General features: G+C 62.9%; 19 protein-coding genes. 9 read left to right on the top strand and 10 right to left on the bottom strand.

Features of this window, described 5'->3' with window-relative positions; translation table 11 throughout:
• Window positions 1–10 precede the first annotated feature (10 nt).
• A complete protein-coding gene (locus APH34_RS17100; RefSeq protein WP_054902215.1) occupies window positions 11–577 on the top strand; it encodes a cytochrome c oxidase assembly protein in 567 nt (188 codons plus the stop codon).
• 16 nt (window positions 578–593) lie between these two features.
• Window positions 594–1,481 carry a cytochrome c oxidase subunit 3 gene (locus APH34_RS17095; protein ID WP_054902214.1) on the top strand — a complete coding sequence of 296 codons (888 nt, stop codon included), beginning with the start codon at window positions 594–596 and terminating at the stop codon, window positions 1,479–1,481.
• 28 nt (window positions 1,482–1,509) lie between these two features.
• Here the strand turns inward: APH34_RS17095 and APH34_RS17090 are convergent, their stop codons facing one another.
• On the bottom strand, window positions 1,510–1,713 hold the full coding sequence (locus tag APH34_RS17090; protein ID WP_054902213.1) for a twin transmembrane helix small protein: 204 nt from the start codon (window positions 1,711–1,713) through the stop codon (window positions 1,510–1,512).
• Between the two features lie 51 nt (window positions 1,714–1,764).
• Here APH34_RS17090 and APH34_RS17085 point away from each other — a divergent pair, with 51 nt between their 5' ends.
• Genes APH34_RS17085 through APH34_RS17065 form a run of 5 tightly spaced genes read left to right on the top strand, consistent with a single transcriptional unit; the run spans window position 1,765 to window position 5,645 of the window.
• A complete protein-coding gene (locus tag APH34_RS17085; RefSeq protein WP_054902269.1) occupies window positions 1,765–2,505 on the top strand; it encodes an SURF1 family protein in 741 nt (246 codons plus the stop codon).
• Window positions 2,471–3,055 carry a hypothetical protein gene (locus tag APH34_RS17080; RefSeq protein WP_054902212.1) on the top strand — a complete coding sequence of 195 codons (585 nt, stop codon included), beginning with the start codon at window positions 2,471–2,473 and terminating at the stop codon, window positions 3,053–3,055. Before APH34_RS17085 ends, APH34_RS17080 begins: the two co-directional genes overlap by 35 nt.
• 9 nt (window positions 3,056–3,064) lie before the next feature.
• Window positions 3,065–4,138 (top strand): heme A synthase, encoded by a 1,074-nt coding sequence (locus APH34_RS17075; RefSeq protein ID WP_054902211.1) that lies wholly within the window; start codon window positions 3,065–3,067, stop codon window positions 4,136–4,138.
• On the top strand, window positions 4,123–5,016 hold the full coding sequence (gene cyoE, locus APH34_RS17070) for a heme o synthase (protein ID WP_054902210.1): 894 nt from the start codon (window positions 4,123–4,125) through the stop codon (window positions 5,014–5,016). The genes APH34_RS17075 and cyoE overlap by 16 nt, the downstream gene beginning before the upstream one ends.
• Window positions 5,013–5,645 (top strand): SCO family protein, encoded by a 633-nt coding sequence (locus APH34_RS17065; protein ID WP_054902209.1) that lies wholly within the window; start codon window positions 5,013–5,015, stop codon window positions 5,643–5,645. The genes cyoE and APH34_RS17065 overlap by 4 nt, the downstream gene beginning before the upstream one ends.
• Before the next feature lie 122 nt (window positions 5,646–5,767).
• Here the strand turns inward: APH34_RS17065 and APH34_RS17060 are convergent, their stop codons facing one another.
• The 3 genes from APH34_RS17060 to APH34_RS17050 form a co-directional block, all read right to left on the bottom strand.
• Window positions 5,768–6,538, bottom strand: a complete 771-nt coding sequence (locus APH34_RS17060; protein WP_054902208.1) for a MetQ/NlpA family ABC transporter substrate-binding protein — start codon at window positions 6,536–6,538, stop codon at window positions 5,768–5,770.
• Between the two features lie 64 nt (window positions 6,539–6,602).
• Window positions 6,603–7,274, bottom strand: a complete 672-nt coding sequence (locus APH34_RS17055) for a methionine ABC transporter permease (protein WP_054902207.1) — start codon at window positions 7,272–7,274, stop codon at window positions 6,603–6,605.
• Window positions 7,274–8,281: a methionine ABC transporter ATP-binding protein gene (locus APH34_RS17050; protein WP_054902206.1), complete on the bottom strand. Its 1,008-nt coding sequence runs from the start codon at window positions 8,279–8,281 to the stop codon at window positions 7,274–7,276. Before APH34_RS17050 ends, APH34_RS17055 begins: the two co-directional genes overlap by 1 nt.
• 223 nt (window positions 8,282–8,504) lie before the next feature.
• Between APH34_RS17050 and katE the strand changes: the two genes are divergently transcribed.
• On the top strand, window positions 8,505–10,649 hold the full coding sequence (katE, locus tag APH34_RS17045) for a catalase HPII (RefSeq protein WP_054902205.1): 2,145 nt from the start codon (window positions 8,505–8,507) through the stop codon (window positions 10,647–10,649).
• A gap of 107 nt (window positions 10,650–10,756) precedes the next feature.
• Here the strand turns inward: katE and APH34_RS17040 are convergent, their stop codons facing one another.
• The 4 genes from APH34_RS17040 to zur all read right to left on the bottom strand — a co-directional run bounded on the left by APH34_RS17040 (window position 10,757) and on the right by zur (window position 13,622).
• On the bottom strand, window positions 10,757–11,464 hold the full coding sequence (locus tag APH34_RS17040; RefSeq protein WP_054902204.1) for a PA5502 family lipoprotein: 708 nt from the start codon (window positions 11,462–11,464) through the stop codon (window positions 10,757–10,759).
• 127 nt (window positions 11,465–11,591) lie between these two features.
• On the bottom strand, window positions 11,592–12,374 hold the full coding sequence (gene znuB, locus APH34_RS17035; protein WP_054902203.1) for a zinc ABC transporter permease subunit ZnuB: 783 nt from the start codon (window positions 12,372–12,374) through the stop codon (window positions 11,592–11,594).
• Window positions 12,367–13,140, bottom strand: a complete 774-nt coding sequence (znuC, locus tag APH34_RS17030; RefSeq protein WP_054902202.1) for a zinc ABC transporter ATP-binding protein ZnuC — start codon at window positions 13,138–13,140, stop codon at window positions 12,367–12,369. Before znuC ends, znuB begins: the two co-directional genes overlap by 8 nt.
• Window positions 13,137–13,622, bottom strand: a complete 486-nt coding sequence (gene zur / locus APH34_RS17025) for a zinc uptake transcriptional repressor Zur (protein WP_054902201.1) — start codon at window positions 13,620–13,622, stop codon at window positions 13,137–13,139. Before zur ends, znuC begins: the two co-directional genes overlap by 4 nt.
• A gap of 18 nt (window positions 13,623–13,640) precedes the next feature.
• Between zur and APH34_RS17020 the strand changes: the two genes are divergently transcribed.
• Window positions 13,641–14,597, top strand: coding sequence for a zinc ABC transporter substrate-binding protein ZnuA (locus APH34_RS17020; RefSeq protein WP_082422829.1), 957 nt, complete (start codon window positions 13,641–13,643; stop codon window positions 14,595–14,597).
• Window positions 14,598–14,646: 49 nt separating this feature from the next.
• Here the strand turns inward: APH34_RS17020 and APH34_RS17015 are convergent, their stop codons facing one another.
• Both APH34_RS17015 and APH34_RS17010 read right to left on the bottom strand, forming a co-directional pair.
• On the bottom strand, window positions 14,647–15,597 hold the full coding sequence (locus APH34_RS17015; RefSeq protein ID WP_054902199.1) for a homoserine kinase: 951 nt from the start codon (window positions 15,595–15,597) through the stop codon (window positions 14,647–14,649).
• A 69-nt stretch (window positions 15,598–15,666) separates the two neighbouring features.
• Entirely contained in the window at window positions 15,667–15,954 is a 288-nt protein-coding gene (locus APH34_RS17010; protein ID WP_012316858.1) for a DUF2782 domain-containing protein, read from the bottom strand.
• Window positions 15,955–15,998 lie beyond the last annotated feature (44 nt).

The following is a 15,998-nucleotide window of genomic DNA, read 5'->3' as shown; positions in this document are numbered from 1 at the left end:
GTAACTGCCCATGAACGGCCAACCGCTCAAGCGCCTGGTATTGCGCCTGCTGATGCTGACGGTGGTGATGTTTGCCTTCGGCTTTGCCCTCGTGCCGATCTACGACGTGATGTGCAAGGCCTTCGGCATCAACGGCAAGACTGGCGGGCAGTATGAAGGCAGCCAGGTCAGCGACCTGACGCGCTCGGTGCGAGTGCAGTTCATGTCAACCAATGCCAGCGACATGGTCTGGGACTTCTATTCCACCGCCGATCAGCTCGAGGTCAACCCGGGGGCGGTCAACCAGATGATCTTCATCGCCCATAACCCGACCAACCGAGCAATGAGTGCCCAGGCCATACCCAGCATCACCCCGGCCGAAGCCGCGGCGTATTTCCACAAGACCGAGTGCTTCTGCTTTACCCAGCAGGTGCTGCAGCCCGGCGAACGCATCGAGATGCCAGTGCGTTTCATCGTCGACCGCGACCTGCCGGCGAGCGTGAAGCACCTGACACTGGCCTACACCTTGTTCGACATCACCGCTCGCCATCCGCCGGTTGCGCATGCCGCTGCCCCGGACGTTCAGGGCGCCCGTTAAGGGAAGGAGAACAGCAATGGCAAGTCATGAGCACTACTACGTCCCGGCGCAGAGCAAGTGGCCGATCATCGCCACACTTGGGATGTTCATCACGGTGTTCGGCCTGGGCACCTGGTTCAACGATCTCAAGGCCGGCCACCCTGACTCCCATGGGCCGCTGATTTTCTTCATCGGGGCGTTGTTCCTGGCCTACATGTTGTTCGGCTGGTTTGGCTCGGTTGTCAGGGAAAGCCGCGCCGGGCTCTACAGCCCGCAGCTGGACCGCTCCTTCCGCTGGTGCATGAGCTGGTTCATCTTCTCCGAAGTGATGTTCTTCATGGCCTTCTTCGGCGCGCTGTTCTACGTGCGTGTGCTGGCCGGCCCATGGCTGGGGGGTGAGGGGCACAAGGGCGTGGCCCACATGTTGTGGCCGAGTTTCGAGTTCGCCTGGCCGCTGTTGCACACACCCGACCCTAAACTGTTCCCGCCACCGAAGGAAGTCATCGACCCTTGGCACCTGCCCTTGATCAACACCATTCTGCTGGTCAGCTCGAGCGTGACCATCACCATCGCCCACCACGCCCTGCGCCGCGAAAACCGAGGTGCGCTGAAGCTGTGGCTAGGGCTGACCATCCTTCTGGGCCTCAGCTTCATTTCACTGCAGGCCTATGAGTACCACGAGGCTTACACCAAGCTGGGGCTGACGCTGGGGTCGGGGATCTATGGCGCGACCTTCTTCATGCTCACGGGCTTTCACGGTGCCCACGTGACCTTGGGCACGATCATCCTGATCGTCATGTTCATACGGGTGCTACGTGGGCATTTCAGCCCCGAAAAACACTTCGGCTTCGAGGCGGCCAGCTGGTACTGGCACTTCGTCGACGTGGTGTGGGTGGGGCTGTTCATCTTTGTGTATGTGCTTTGAACGCTGATGAAGAACGCTGTGGGAACAGTCAGAAGGGTGCGTGGGATACAAGCTGGCCACTGATGAAGCCCCAGGCCACCAGGCCTATGGTCAGGGCCGCCAGGGTGACCCGCACGGTCAACGCCTTCAGCAAGCGGGTCGAGTTCTCGTCGTCCTTGACCAGAAACACCAGGCCACTGAACAGGCTGGCAACCGTGGCCAACAGCATCAGGACAATCGCGGCCTTGAGCATGGCGCTTCTCCAGAGGGATGCGGTGATGTGGATAAGTATAGCGAGGCGCCCGTGAGGCCGTTTCGTCCGGGCTGGGTACCCACCCTGGTGGTGCTTGCGCTACTGCCAGGTTTGATTGCGCTTGGCTGCTGGCAGCTGGGCCGTGCCGATGAAAAACGTGCGTTGCTGGCGGCGTATGCCGAGCGCAGCATTGAAGCGCCGCTCTCCACTGCCCAGTTGCAGCAAAGCGACGATACCGCGATGCGCCGTGTCCACCTTTACGGCCGTTTCGATGCTGAGCACAGCCTGCTGCTGGACAACCGCATGCGCGATGGCCAAGCCGGCGTGGAGCTGCTGCAACCGTTCCACGACCAGCCCAGTGGCCTATGGCTGCTGGTCAATCGTGGTTGGCTGCCTTGGCCGGACCGCCGCAGCCCCGTCGCGTTCGACACTCCGACGCAGGCGCTGGCGCTGGATGCCTCGGTATATGTGGCGCCGGGCAGCACCTTCCAGCTGCACCCTGACCCCGTCGGCGGCCAATGGCCGCATTTGCTGACCGCCGTGAACCCCACGCAACTGTGGCAACAGCTCGCGCGCGAAGGCTTTGCCCATGAGCTGCGACTGCAGCCCGGCCCGGCCACCTACCGCCTGGACTGGCCGGTGGTCGCCATGGGCCCGGAAAAACACCTGGGCTATGCCGTGCAATGGTTCGCCCTGGCCACTGCCCTGGTGCTGCTTTACCTCTACTTTGGCTGGCACCACAAAAAGGAGAACAACCATGGCCGCCGCCACCACTCCACTGGACCCGCCTGACCGTCGCAAACCCAGAGCCCGCGGGCGTTTGCAGTTGATTCTGATTCTGCTGGTGGTGCTCGGCCCGATGATCCTGGCCACCAGTATGTACAAGCTCAAGTTCTGGGTGCCGGAAGGCCGCAGCTACCATGGCGCGATGATCGGCAACGGCCAGAGCCGCAGCGACATTGGCGTCACCGGCGAGGATGCGCGCTGGCAGCTGCTGGTCAGCGCGCCCGAGGGCTGTGCCGAAGAGTGCCAGCGCCTGGTGTACCTGGCGCGGCAAATCCAGGTGGGCCTTGGGCGAGACGCCAGTCGCGCCAGTCATGCCCTGGCCGCCGCCCAGCCGTTGAGCGCCGACTATCAAACCCTGCTGGGCCGCGAGTATCCGCAGCTGCAACGCTACCCACTGGATGCCCAGCGCTATGTCCAGAAGCTGGGCGAGCGAGCCCCGCACCTGTGGATCGTCGACCCACACGGCAACCTGGTGCTGCGCTACGACGGCAAGGTCAACGGCAAGCATGTGCTGGACGACCTGCGCCACCTGCTCAAGCTGTCCAATATCGGCTAGGAGCCTGCCATGGCCAGACCCGGATTTCGCCTCGCTGTGTTCGCCACCTTGCTGGCGCTGCTGGTCGTGCTGCTGGGGGCCTATACGCGGCTGACCCATGCCGGCCTGGGGTGCCCCGATTGGCCGGGTTGCTATGGCTTCATCAGCGTGCCGAAAACCGATGCGCAACTGGCCCATGCCGAGTTGCACTTCCCCGAGCACCCGGTGGAAGAAGCCAAGGGCTGGGCCGAGATGGTCCACCGCTACTTTGCCGGCACCCTTGCCCTGGTGATTGCCCTGCTCGCTTTCCAGGCCGTACGCCGCCATACCCGCGACGGCCAGCCGTACCGCTTGCCGCTGGTGTTGCTGGGGGTGGTGTTGGCCCAGGCGGCGTTCGGCATGTGGACCGTGACCCTCAAGCTGTGGCCACAGGTGGTCACGGCGCACCTGCTTGGCGGTTTCACGACCCTGAGCTTGCTGTTCCTGTTATCCCTGCGTCTATCCCGGGCCTTTGCGCCGTTGCCGAAGCTGCCGTTGAGCCTGCGTCGGCTCGCGGCATTGGCGCTGTTGGTGGTGGTTGGCCAGGTCGCCCTGGGTGGCTGGGTCAGCGCCAACTACGCGGCGGTCGCCTGCATCGATCTGCCCACCTGCCATGGCCAGTGGTGGCCGGCAGCGGACTTCAGCAACGGCTTCCACCTCACCCAGCACGCCGGCCCCAACTACCTGGGCGGGCAGTTGGACAGCGATGCGCGCACGGCCATCCATATCAGCCACCGCCTGGGGGCGTTGCTGGTCACCTGCGTGCTGCTGATGCTCAGTTGGAAGCTGCACCGTTGTGGCCTGCCCGGCCTGGCGCGGTGGGTGCTGCTGGCCTTGGCACTGCAAGTAGGCCTGGGCGTCAGCAACGTGGTGTTCCACCTGCCGCTTGCCGTGGCCGTGGCGCATAACGCCGGTGGAGCGCTGTTGCTGCTGAGCATGGTGCTGGTGAACTACCGCATTCGTGTGGTCGACAAGGTGCGCGTCGGCCATGGCTGGCGCCTGACACCGGTAACCGGTGTCGGTATCTCCCATCACATGAGGAACGATTCGTGGCGACGCTTCTGAGTGCCCGGCGTGCCAGTTGGCGCGACTATCTGGAGCTGACCAAGCCGAAGGTGGTGGTATTGATGCTGATCACCTCGCTGGTGGGGATGCTCCTGGCTACCCGTGCCGGTGTGCCCTGGAGCGTGCTGTTGTTCGGCAACCTGGGCATCGCCCTGTGCGCGGGCGGCGCGGCGGTGGTCAACCATGTGCTGGACCGGCGTATCGATGCGCTGATGGCGCGCACGCACAAGCGGCCGCTGGCCGAGGGACGGGTCGAGCCGCTGCCGGCGCTGCTGTTCGCGCTCGCATTGGCGTTACTGGGCATGGTGCTGCTGCTGGTGTTCACCAACGCCCTCACCGCCTGGCTGACGCTGGCATCGCTGCTCGGCTATGCGGTGCTCTATACCGGCTTTCTCAAACGTGCGACACCACAGAACATTGTCATTGGCGGCCTGGCGGGGGCAGCCCCGCCGCTGCTCGGCTGGGTGGCGGTGAGCGGACACGTCAGCGCCGAACCGCTGCTGCTGGTACTGATCATCTTCGCCTGGACGCCCCCGCACTTCTGGGCCCTGGCCATCCACCGCAAGGAGGAGTACGCCAAGGCCGATATCCCGATGCTGCCGGTGACCCACGGCGAGCGCTACACCACGCTGCACATCCTGCTCTACACCCTGATTGTGCTGGCGGTGTCCCTGCTGCCGTATGTCATCCACATGAGTGGCCCGCTGTACTTGGCCTGCGCCCTTGCTCTGGGCCTGCGCTTCCTGCAATGGGCCTGGGTGTTGTACCGTGGCAGCCGGCCGCATGCGGCGATCAGCACCTTCAAGTACTCTATCGGCTACCTGTTCGCGCTGTTCATCGCGTTGCTCGTTGACCACTACCTGTTGTTGAACCTATGACCCGAACCCAGAAAACCGTCTTCATCCTCGTTGCCCTGGTCGCGTTGATCATGGGCCTGACCGTCAACAAGGTGCTTAACGGCCGCGACCAGCTCAACCCGACCGAGCTGATCGATGCCGGCATCATCCTTCTGCCACAGAGCCGTGCGGTGGCGGACGTGACCATGACCAACCAGGATGGCCAGCCGGTGCAGCTGGACGACCTCAAGGGTAAATGGTCGCTGCTGTTCTTCGGTTACACCTATTGCCCGGACATCTGCCCGACCACTCTGGCCCAGTTGCGCCAGGTGAAGAGCGAGCTGCCCAAGGAGGCCGTGAACCGCCTGCAGGTCGTGCTGGTGAGTGTGGACCCGAACCGCGATACGCCGAACCAGCTCAAGCAGTACCTGGGTTACTTCGACAAGGATTTCGTCGGTGTGGCGGGGTCGATCGAGGATACCCAGAAGTTGGCCAATGCCTTGAGCATCCCGTTCATCCCGGCCGATACCAGCAAGCCCGGGTATACCGTGGATCACAGCGGCAACCTGGCGATCGTCGGGCCGGATGGACGTCAGCGTGGGTTCATTCGTGCGCCGTTCAACAACCAGAAGCTGGTGGCGCAGTTGCCGGGGCTGGTCAAGCGCGATTGATACAGGCCTGAAAAGCGTCGCGGGGCAAGCCCGCTCCCTCAGGTACCTCACTGCATTCAAGCTCAGTGGAGTACCAGTGGGAGCGGGCTTGCCCCGCGAGGAACACAGCGCGATCTAACGGCTTAGAACGCCGGCACCACCGCACCTTTGTACTTCTCGTTGATGAACTGCTTCACCTCTGGCGAGTGCAGTGCCGCCGCCAGTTTCTTCATGTCTTCCGAATCCTTGTTGTCCGGGCGGGCAACCAGAATGTTCACGTACGGCGAGTCGGCGCCTTCGATGGCCAGGGCGTCTTTTTCCGGGTTCAGCTTGGCTTCCAGCGCGTAGTTGGTGTTGATCAGGGCAGCATCGACCTGGGTCAGCACGCGCGGGATGGTGGCGGCTTCAAGCTCACGGAACTTCACGTTCTTCGGGTTCTCGGCAACGTCCTTAATGGTCGACAGGATGTTGCTGTTGTCCTTGAGCTTGATCACGCCGGCCTTGTCCAGCAGCAGCAGGGCACGGCCGCCGTTGGTGGCGTCGTTGGGAATGACCACGGTGGCACCGGACGGCAGCTCGTCGAGCTTCTTGTACTTGTTCGAGTACACGCCCAGCGGTTCGATGTGCACGCCGGCAACGCTGACCAGGTCAGTGCCCTTGGCCTTGTTGAACTCATCCAGGTACGGCTGGTGCTGGAAGAAGTTGGCATCCAGGCGCTTCTCGGCGACTTGCACGTTCGGCTGGATGTAGTCGGTGAACTCTTTCACCTTGAGGTTTACACCCTCTTTCTCCAACTGCGGTTTGACGAAGTTGAGAATTTCGGCGTGCGGCACCGGGGTGGCGGCAACGGTGAGGTCCCCGGCGTGGGCCGAGAAGGCCGCGACAGCGGCAGCGACAGCAAGCAGCTTCTTCATTGATCACTCCTTGTGAGGGCCGCGACGGCCCCCGAACGGGTCGGCCGGACCGACCCCATTGGGGTTACTTACGGGAAAAATGCACAACCAGTTTGTCGCCCACGCTCTGCAGGACTTGAACCAGTACCAACAGCAGCACCACGGTGACCACCATCACATCGGTCTGGAAACGCTGATAGCCGAAGCGGATGGCCAGGTCACCCAGGCCGCCGGCACCGACCACACCGGCCATCGCGGTATACGACACCAGGGTAATGGCAGTGACGGTGATTGCCGCGAAGATGCCCGGCCGAGCCTCCGGCAGCAGCGCATTGGTGATGATCTGGCGGGTCGTGGCGCCCATCGACTGGGTCGCTTCGATGATGCCGCGGTCCACCTCGCGCAAGGCGGTTTCCACCAGGCGTGCGAAGAACGGCGTGGCACCTACCACCAGCGGCGGAATGGCACCGGCCACACCCAGCGAGGTGCCGGTGATCAGCACGGTGATCGGGATCATCACGATCAGCAGGATAATGAACGGCAGCGAACGCAGGATGTTGACGATCAGCGACAGCAGCGCGTACACGCCCTTCTGCTCAAACATCTGCCGCGGGCCACAGAGGAACAGCAACACGCCCAGCGGCAGACCCAGCAGCACGGTGAAGAACAGCGAGCCGAACAGCATGATCATGGTGTCGATGGTAGCCAGCCAGATTTCGGCCCAGTCGACGTTGGCAAAGAAATTCAGCGCGTCCATCAACGCAGTACCTCCATATGTACGTCAGCTGCCTTGAAGCGGTCGAACGCCGCTTCCATGTCGCCGCCGGTCACGGCCAGGGTCAGCTGCCCATAGGGCACGTCCTTGATGCGGTCGATGCGCCCGGCGAGGATGCTGTAGTCCACCCCGGTTTCGCGGGCCACGGTGCCCAGCAGCGGCGCATAGGTAGCGTCACCCTGGAAGGTCAGGCGCACGATACGGCCAGGTACATGGGCAAAGTCGTCACGCTGTTCGCCTTCGTCCACCTGCTCGTCTTCCTGGACGAAGCGTTTGGTGGTGGGGTGCTGCGGGTGCAAAAACACCTCGGCAACCGAGCCTTGCTCGACGATCTGCCCGGCATCCATCACCGCCACGCGGTCGCAGACCCGACGAATCACGTCCATTTCGTGGGTGATCAGCACGATGGTGAGCTTCAACTCCCGGTTGATCTCGGCCAGCAGCTGCAGTACCGACGCCGTGGTCTGAGGGTCGAGGGCGCTGGTGGCTTCGTCGCAGAGCAGGATTTTAGGGTTGGTGGACAGGGCACGGGCGATGCCGACGCGCTGCTTCTGGCCGCCGGACAACTGCGCCGGGTACTTTTTGGCGTGGTCCGACAGGCCTACACGCGCCAGCAACTCAGTGACCCGTTTGTCGATCTCGCCGCGCGAGAGCTCGCCGGCCAGGGTCAGCGGTAGAGCGACGTTGTCGGCAACCGTCTTGGAGGCCAGCAGGTTGAAGTGCTGGAAGATCATGCCCACTTGCTGGCGGAAGCCGCGCAGCTGGTTGGCATTGAATGCGGTGACGTCTTCGCCGTCGACGATGATCGTGCCGCCGGAAGGCTCTTCCAGGCGGTTGATCAGGCGCAGCATGGTGCTTTTGCCCGCCCCGGAATGGCCAATCAGGCCGAACACCTGGCCGTTCTCGATAGTCAGGCTGGTCGGATTCAGGGCGGGTATTTCCCTACCGGCGACGCGGTAGGTCTTGTGTACATGTTGGAACTCGATCACGTAGCGAACCTTGTGGGGCGCAGGGGATTTGGGGTCAGCGGTTGGCTGGCGTGGCGCATTTTAGCCTTTTCCCATAGTTGTTCTTAGCATTTATTTCGTAATCAACCAATCCTGCGGGCATAACGCGACCACCGGTAAAGCTTATTGAACGTAGCCGCAGGCGCTCCAGTCACTACTAGAACAAGCCCACCGGGCACCCTGAAGACTGATGAGGAGAGCCGAGATGCCTAGCAAGAAGACGGATACGTCCAAGCAGAGCCAGCTTGCCGGCACCACTACACCCGATCGTGCCAACACCAATGCCAAGGTGCAGAGCCTGGAGGACGTGCGCAGTGACGCCACCGGCCAGGCCTTGCGCACCAACCAGGGCGTGCGCATCGCCGATAACCAGAACACGCTCAAGGTGGGTGACCGCGGGCCGTCGTTGCTTGAAGACTTCATCATGCGCGAGAAGATCACCCACTTCGACCACGAGCGCATCCCTGAACGTATCGTCCATGCTCGAGGTACTGGCGCGCATGGTTTCTTCCAGAGCTATGGCAATCATGCGCAACTGACCAAGGCCGGCTTCCTGCAGGACCCGGAGAAAATCACCCCGGTGTTCGTTCGTTTTTCCACGGTGCAGGGCCCGCGGGGCTCGGGCGATACCGTGCGCGACGTTCGCGGCTTTGCGGTGAAGTTCTACACCGACGAGGGCAATTTCGACCTAGTGGGCAACAACATGCCGGTGTTCTTCATCCAGGATGCGATCAAGTTCCCGGACTTCGTCCACGCGGTGAAACCCGAGCCCCACAACGAAATCCCTACCGGTGGCTCGGCCCACGACACCTTCTGGGACTTCGTCTCGCTGGTGCCGGAGTCGGCGCACATGGTCATGTGGGCGATGTCCGATCGCGCCATTCCGCGCAGCCTGCGCATGATGGAAGGGTTTGGCGTGCATACCTTCCGCTTGATCAACGCCGAAGGTGTGGCCAGTTTCGTCAAGTTCCATTGGAAACCGGCCCAAGGCGTGCACTCGGTGCTATGGGACGAGGCGCAGAAACTGGCAGGCAAGGACACTGATTTCCACCGCCGTGACCTGTGGGAAGCCATCGAAACCGGCGACTATCCAGAGTGGGAGCTTGGCGTACAGATCGTGCCAGAGGCCGATGAGCATAAATTCGACTTCGACCTGCTCGACCCGACCAAGATCATTCCCGAAGAGTTGGTGCCGGTTACCCCGCTGGGCAAGATGGTGCTCAACCGCAACCCGGACAACTTCTTCGCCGAAATCGAGCAGATTGCCTTCTGCCCCGGCCATATCGTGCCGGGTATCGATTTCAGCAATGACCCGTTGCTGCAAGGGCGGCTGTTCTCGTATACCGATACCCAGATCAGCCGTCTGGGTGGCCCGAACTTCCACGAAATCCCGATCAACCGCCCAGTGGCGCCCAACCACAATAACCAGCGCGACGCGTTGCACCGGCAGACGATCCATAAGGGGCGTGCGTCCTACGAGCCCAACTCGATCGACGGTGGCTGGCCGAAGGAAACGCCTGCCGGCCCGGTAGACGGCGGTTTCGAGAGCTATCAGGAGCGGGTCGACGCCCACAAGGTTCGCCAGCGCAGTGAGTCGTTCGGTGACCACTTCTCGCAGGCGCGGATGTTCTTCCAGAGTTTGAGCGCCAATGAGCAGCAGCACGTCATCAAGGCCTACAGCTTTGAGCTGGGCAAGGTGGAACGCGAGTCGATTCGCGCCCGCGAGGTCAATGAGATCCTGGCCAATATCGACCTGAAGCTGGCAGCTGCCGTGGCCACCAACCTCGGCTTGCCAGCGCCCAAGGCCGGTACGGTGAAGGTCAAGGGCAGCAAGCAGGCGCAATCGCCCGCCCTGAGCCAGATGAACCACCCTGGCAAGGTCGGCGTGAAAGGCCGCAAGATCGCCGTGCTGGTGGCCAACGGTGTGGACGGCAACAGCGTCGATCGCCTGGTCAAGGCCCTGGAAGCCCACAGCACACGTATCCTGTTGCTGGGCCCGACCTCGGCACCGGTGAAAACCGCCGAGGGCAAGCCATTGCCGGTGGATGCGTCGATGGAAGGTATGCCCTCGATCATGTTCGACGGCATTGTTGTACCGGCGGGCAAGGGGGCATTGGATGCTCTGGCGGCCAGCGGCCTGGCCAAGCACTTCCTGCTTGAGGGCTACAAACACCTCAAGGTCATTGCCTTGGCCAATGAGGGTAAAGGACTGCTGGGGGCTCTGGGGCTCAAGGAAGACAAAGGCCTGTTACTGGGGGATGACCAGAAAACCGTGGATGCCTTTGTCAACGTGCTCGAAGGCCACCGTGTCTGGGAGCGCGAAGCGGTAGCCGAAGCCATACCTGCATAAGGGGCGCTGCCTTTCAACAGCATGCCGGCTCCTGCAGATTCGCCACAGTCATCAACGGCTATGGCGAATCTGGGTGAGCCGGCTTTGCGGCGATGGCATCAAGGCATTCAGCGTTGATGCGGGACCAGTACCACCTGGGCCGGCAACTTGCGCTGAATCTCGTGTTTCTGCTTCAGCTGGAAGCCACTGTCGATCTTGTGAACCCGCTTCTCCAGCAGATTTTTCAACCAGGGCGCATCCTCGGTGCGCGGGACCTGGAACACCACCTCACACTGATAACTCACCACGTCTGCGGCAATCTCGTCGAGTTGGCGGCGCATGGCACGAATGTCAGTGGTCTTGAGTGCAATCACGGTGCTTGGCGCCGTCGGGTCGATCACCCGTGCCTGTGGTTTGGCCTCGGCAGCCTTCAACGCCGCCTCGGCCTTTTCCAGTTCAGCCTTGCGGGCCTGGCTGACGGCATCGCCACCGGTGACGGCAGGTGCTTGGGGCATCAGCGCGCGGGCACGGGCCAGCGCGGTGGCAGCCGCGTTGACATCGCCCTTCTGCAGGACGATCTGGCTGCGTTTGAGGTAAGCCTCGGCCAATTGCCGCTGGTATTGCTCCAGGCGGCTATCGTCGGGCGCTTGCGCCTGCAGGGCGGCAAGCTGGTCTTCGGCGGTGGCCAACTCATTGCTGCTGATGTTCTGCTGCAGCTGCTGCCAGGCATCGGCTTGGGCAGGTGCATTGGCCTGCTCGACCGGCGCACTGGAACAGGCGGCCAGGAACATGGAAAACGCGGCAACAAGCAGATAACGGGATGCGAACGGCTTCATTCCTGCGACTCTCTATTTGCGCAAAAAGCGAGCAAGTCTACACCCAGGTGCGCACGCTCGAAAACAGGTCTTACAGACCCTTTACCGGTCAAAAGGTTGCAGGGCACGCCTTTGCGTGCCCTGAATTTCAACGTTTGGGCAGGGCCAGGCTCAGCAAGAATAGCACTGCGGCACAGACCACGATCGATGGCCCGGCCGGGGTATCCTTGAACCAGGACAGGGCTAGGCCGCCGCACACGGCGATAATGCCGAGCACGCTGGCCCCCAGCGCCATCTGCTCAGGCGAGCGTGCGTGACGTTGTGCCGCAGCGGCCGGGATGATCAGCAACGAGGTGATCAGTAGCACGCCAACGATCTTCATGGCCACGGCAATGACCACGGCAATCAGCAACATGAGCGCCATGCGCAGGCCGGCCACGGGAAGGCCTTCGACCATGGCCAGTTCCTCGTGCACGGTAATCGCCAGCAAGGGCCGCCACAGGGCGGCCAGCAACAGCAACACCAGCGCACTGCCGCCGAGAATCCACGCCAGGTCGGTGGTGCTGATGGCCAGCAGGTCACCGAACAGGTAAGCCATCAGGTCAATGCGCACATCGTGCATGAAGCTCAGCACCACCAGGCCCAGCGACAGCGTGCTGGGTGCCAGGATGCCGAGCAGTGTGTCCGAGGCCAGCGGCTGGCGTTGCTGCAGGGTCACCAGCAGGATCGCCAGCAGCAGGCAGCCCACAGTCACCGCCAGTGCCGGGCTGACATCCAGCACGAAGCCCATGGCCACGCCCAGTAGCGCGGCATGTGACAGGGTGTCGCCGAAATAGGCCATGCGCCGCCACACCACGAAGGAACCAAGCGGGCCGGCCACCAGCGCCAGGGAAAGACCCGCGAGCAGGGCGTAGAGAAGAAAATCAGCCATGCTTGCAGTGGTCTCCGTGAACATGGTTGCCAGGTGCGACCACTGCGCCATGCAGGTCGTGGCTGTGATCGTGATGGTGGTGGTAGACGGCCAGACTGGGGGCGTTCTGGCCGAACAGCTCGACGAAAGCGGGGTCGTTGCTGACGTGTTCGGGGTGGCCGGAGCAGCATACATGGCGGTTGAGGCAGACCACCTGGTCGGTGGCGCTCATCACCAGGTGCAGGTCGTGGGAAACCATCAGTACGCCGCAGCCATGGCGATCGCGCAGGCGGGTGATGAGGTTGTACAGCTCGGTCTGGCCAACCACATCGACGCCTTGCACGGGTTCGTCCAGCACCAGCAACTGCGGTTCGCGCAGCAGCGCCCGGGCCAGCAGCACGCGCTGCATCTCGCCACCGGAAATGGTCTGGATAGGGTTGTCGATGACCTGTTCGGCGCCGACTTCCTGCAGCGCCGACAAGGCTGCCGCACGGTCTACGCCAGGCACCAGGCGCAAGAAGCGCAGCACCGACAGCGGTAGCGTGGCGTCCACCTGGATCTTCTGCGGCATGTAGCCAATACGCAGCTTGGGTTTGCGCCAGACCTTGCCCCGATGCGGCTTGAGCAACCCGAGCACAGCGCGCACCAGGGTCGTCTTGCCGGCGCCGTTGGGGCCGATCAGGGTGACGATCTGGCCGGGTGCAACCGACAGGTCGATGCTGTCGAGCACGGCCTCGCCGCCGAAGGTGACGCCGACCTGCTCAAGGCGGATCAGTGCGTCGCTCATGCCGCGCTCCGGCAGTTGCCGCACAGGCCGACGATTTCCACGGTCTGGGTCTCGACACTGAAACCCACGCCCTTGGCGCTGGCAATGATCGCGTTGCTGATGCTGTCGTGCTCCAGCTCGATGGCCACGTGGCATGCGCGGCAGATCAGGAACTGACCCTGGTGCGCGTGCTCGGGGTGGCTGCAGCCGATGAAGGCGTTGAGCGAGGCGATGCGGTGCACCAGGCCGTTTTCCAGAAGAAAATCCAGCGCCCGATAAACGGTCGGCGGCGCGGCGCGGCGGCCATCCTGCTCGCTGAGCACCGCCAGGATATCGTAAGCGCCCAGCGGCTTGTGGCTTTGCCACACCAGCTCCAGCACACGGCGGCGCAGCGCGGTCAGGCGCAGGCCTTGACGGGTACACAGGACCTCGGCCTCGGCCAGGGCACTATGCACGCAATGGGAATGATCGTGGGGACGGTGAGCCAGCGGCGTGATGGACATGGGCAGCGACGGTTCTGGATGGAGACGTTATTATGTTACCTGTTTCTGACGACTCGAGTATTCACCGTGTCCCGATTCCTTGTGCTTTTTGTCGCTTTTCTCGCCAGCTCGGCGCAGGCCGACGTGCGTGTACTGACCAGCATCAAACCCCTGCAGCAGATCGCCGCCGCCGTGCAGGATGGCGTTGGCAGCCCCGAAGTGTTGCTGCCCCCTGGTGCCTCGCCGCACCACTACGCCTTGCGCCCGTCGGACGTACGACGCGTGGGTGATGCCGACCTGCTGTACTGGGTCGGGCCGGACATGGAGAACTTCCTGCCACGGGTGCTGGGTACCCGCAGCAAGCCCACAGTAGCCGTGCAGTCGCTGCCGGGCATGAAACTGCGTCACTTTGGTGAGGACAGCCAGTCCCACGAGGAAGAAGACCAGGACGATCATGACCACGATCACCGCCCAGGCAGCCTGGACGCGCACTTGTGGCTGTCGTCGGTCAATGCCCGAGTCATCGCGGCGAAGATGGCGGCGGACCTGGCGGCGGCGGACCCTGCCAACGCGGCGCGCTACCAGAGCAACCTGAAGGCCTTCACCGAGCGCCTCGACGGCCTGGATGCCCGCATCAAAGCGCGGGTGGCAGGGATTGCCGACAAGCCTTACTTCGTGTTCCACGAGGCGTTCGACTACTTCGAGTCAGCCTACGGTCTCAAGCACACCGGCGTGTTCAGCGTGGCTTCCGAGGTGCAACCGGGTGCGCAGCATGTCGCGGCCATGCGCAAGCGCCTGCAGGAAGTGGGCAAGACGTGCGTGTTCAGCGAACCACCGCTACGGCCGCGACTGGCTGAAACGCTGACGGCCGGGTTGCCGGTGCGGTTGGCGGAGCTGGATGCGCTGGGCGGCACCGACCCAGTGGATGCCACAGGGTATGAGCGCCTGCTGGAGAAGCTGGGCAATGACCTGGCGGGGTGCCTGGAGCAGCTGTGATGATTGGGTTGGCCCCATCGCCGGCGAGCCGGCGACAGGGCCGCCGCTATCAGAGTGCGATCGGCAGGTGCAACGCCACCTGCTGGCGCTGCGCCAGGCGCAGTTCAAACTCGCCAGGGTCGTGGATCATCACGTCCATCCCAGCGAACGACTCGGCCGCGATCAGGCGCGACAGCCAGAAGCGCACACAGCCGACCCGCAACATCTCCGGCCACAGCTCGGCCTCGGCTGCCGTGAATGGCCGTAGCGCCGCGTAGGCCGCCAACAGCGCCTGGGCGCGGGGCACGTCGATAGCGCCCTGCTCATCCAGGCACCAGTCGTTCACGGTGATGGCTATGTCATACAGCATCGGGCCTGAGCAGGCGTTGTAGAAGTCGATCACGCCGGTCAGGTGGGTGCCCTCGAACATCACGTTGTCACGGAACAGGTCGGCATGCAGGTTGGCCCGTGGCAGGGCCAGGATCTGCACCTTGTGCGCGGTGATCTCGTTCAGCGCCGGCTGCAGCAGCGCCACTTGCTCTGCCGTCAGGCGCGGCATCAGTTCGGCACCTGCGGCCAGCATCCAGTCCAGGCCACGGTCAGTCTTGCGCTCGATGACGTGCTCCCGGGTGGCCAGATGAATGTGTGCGAGCAGTTCACCGACCTGGGCGCAGTGCTGGTTGTTAGGCACCTTGATGTGCTTGCCCGACAAGCGCGGCTGCAACAGTGCCGGCTTGCCGCACAGCTCACGCAGGCCGTTACCGTCGCGGTCGCGGATGGCGTATGGCACTGGCATGTCGGCGCCATGCAGGGTATCCAGCAACTCGATGAAGAACGGCATGTCCTCGCTGGGCCCGCGTTCGATCAGCGTCAGGACGAACTCCCCCTGTTCGAGGCTGACGAAGAAGTTGCTGTTTTCGGTGCCGGCGGCAATGCCCTGGAAGTCGAGCAGACGGCCCAGCTCGTACGGCGCCAGAAAGGTTTCCAGCTCAGGCCGGGTCACGGGGGTGAAAACTGACATGATGAAAAAATGCCCATACGGGCACTTCCGCCGGGAAGTGCCGGGTTGATGTGAACGGTGCGCGTCAGATTACCACTCGAAGATCTTCCAGGACGGAATCAGCATGTCCGGCTGGTCGGATCGAATGAAATTGCCATCAGAGCCATCGGCGCGTACCAGAAAATAAGGCTTGCCGTTTTTCGGCGTGATCTTGATCGCATACAGGAAGCCGTTCTGCCGGTATTCCTGGATGGTTTTATCGCCTTCCGTGCGAATGGTCACCTCGGGATCTGCCGAGGGGGCGTCGTCCGCCGCCAGGGTGACGACTGGCATGGTTGCCAACAGGCTGAGCAGTAACAGGCGATTGAGTGTACGCATGATAACCTTGTCCCTTTGTCGTCATTGATCCGGCTATTCTAGCT

This window comes from Pseudomonas sp. NBRC 111131, assembly GCF_001320525.1.
Taxonomy (GTDB): domain Bacteria; phylum Pseudomonadota; class Gammaproteobacteria; order Pseudomonadales; family Pseudomonadaceae; genus Aquipseudomonas; species Aquipseudomonas ceruminis.
This window is presented reverse-complemented; position numbering and strand designations above follow the sequence as displayed.

Coding starts and splice junctions, on each gene's coding strand:
- APH34_RS17055 (WP_054902207.1), bottom strand. CDS start 7,274: ATGGACGCGCTGAATTTCTTTGCCAACGTCGACTGGGCCGAAATCTGG.
- zur (WP_054902201.1), bottom strand. CDS start 13,622: ATGTCCATCACGCCGCTGGCTCACCGTCCCCACGATCATTCCCATTGC.
- APH34_RS17015 (WP_054902199.1), bottom strand. CDS start 15,597: ATGTCAGTTTTCACCCCCGTGACCCGGCCTGAGCTGGAAACCTTTCTG.
- APH34_RS17080 (WP_054902212.1), top strand. CDS start 2,471: ATGGCCGCCGCCACCACTCCACTGGACCCGCCTGACCGTCGCAAACCC.
- APH34_RS17010 (WP_012316858.1), bottom strand. CDS start 15,954: ATGCGTACACTCAATCGCCTGTTACTGCTCAGCCTGTTGGCAACCATG.
- APH34_RS17100 (WP_054902215.1), top strand. CDS start 11: ATGAACGGCCAACCGCTCAAGCGCCTGGTATTGCGCCTGCTGATGCTG.
- APH34_RS17095 (WP_054902214.1), top strand. CDS start 594: ATGGCAAGTCATGAGCACTACTACGTCCCGGCGCAGAGCAAGTGGCCG.
- APH34_RS17065 (WP_054902209.1), top strand. CDS start 5,013: ATGACCCGAACCCAGAAAACCGTCTTCATCCTCGTTGCCCTGGTCGCG.
- APH34_RS17040 (WP_054902204.1), bottom strand. CDS start 11,464: ATGAAGCCGTTCGCATCCCGTTATCTGCTTGTTGCCGCGTTTTCCATG.
- znuC (WP_054902202.1), bottom strand. CDS start 13,140: ATGAGCGACGCACTGATCCGCCTTGAGCAGGTCGGCGTCACCTTCGGC.
- APH34_RS17060 (WP_054902208.1), bottom strand. CDS start 6,538: ATGAAGAAGCTGCTTGCTGTCGCTGCCGCTGTCGCGGCCTTCTCGGCC.
- znuB (WP_054902203.1), bottom strand. CDS start 12,374: ATGGCTGATTTTCTTCTCTACGCCCTGCTCGCGGGTCTTTCCCTGGCG.
- APH34_RS17090 (WP_054902213.1), bottom strand. CDS start 1,713: ATGCTCAAGGCCGCGATTGTCCTGATGCTGTTGGCCACGGTTGCCAGC.
- katE (WP_054902205.1), top strand. CDS start 8,505: ATGCCTAGCAAGAAGACGGATACGTCCAAGCAGAGCCAGCTTGCCGGC.
- APH34_RS17020 (WP_082422829.1), top strand. CDS start 13,641: ATGGAGACGTTATTATGTTACCTGTTTCTGACGACTCGAGTATTCACC.
- APH34_RS17075 (WP_054902211.1), top strand. CDS start 3,065: ATGGCCAGACCCGGATTTCGCCTCGCTGTGTTCGCCACCTTGCTGGCG.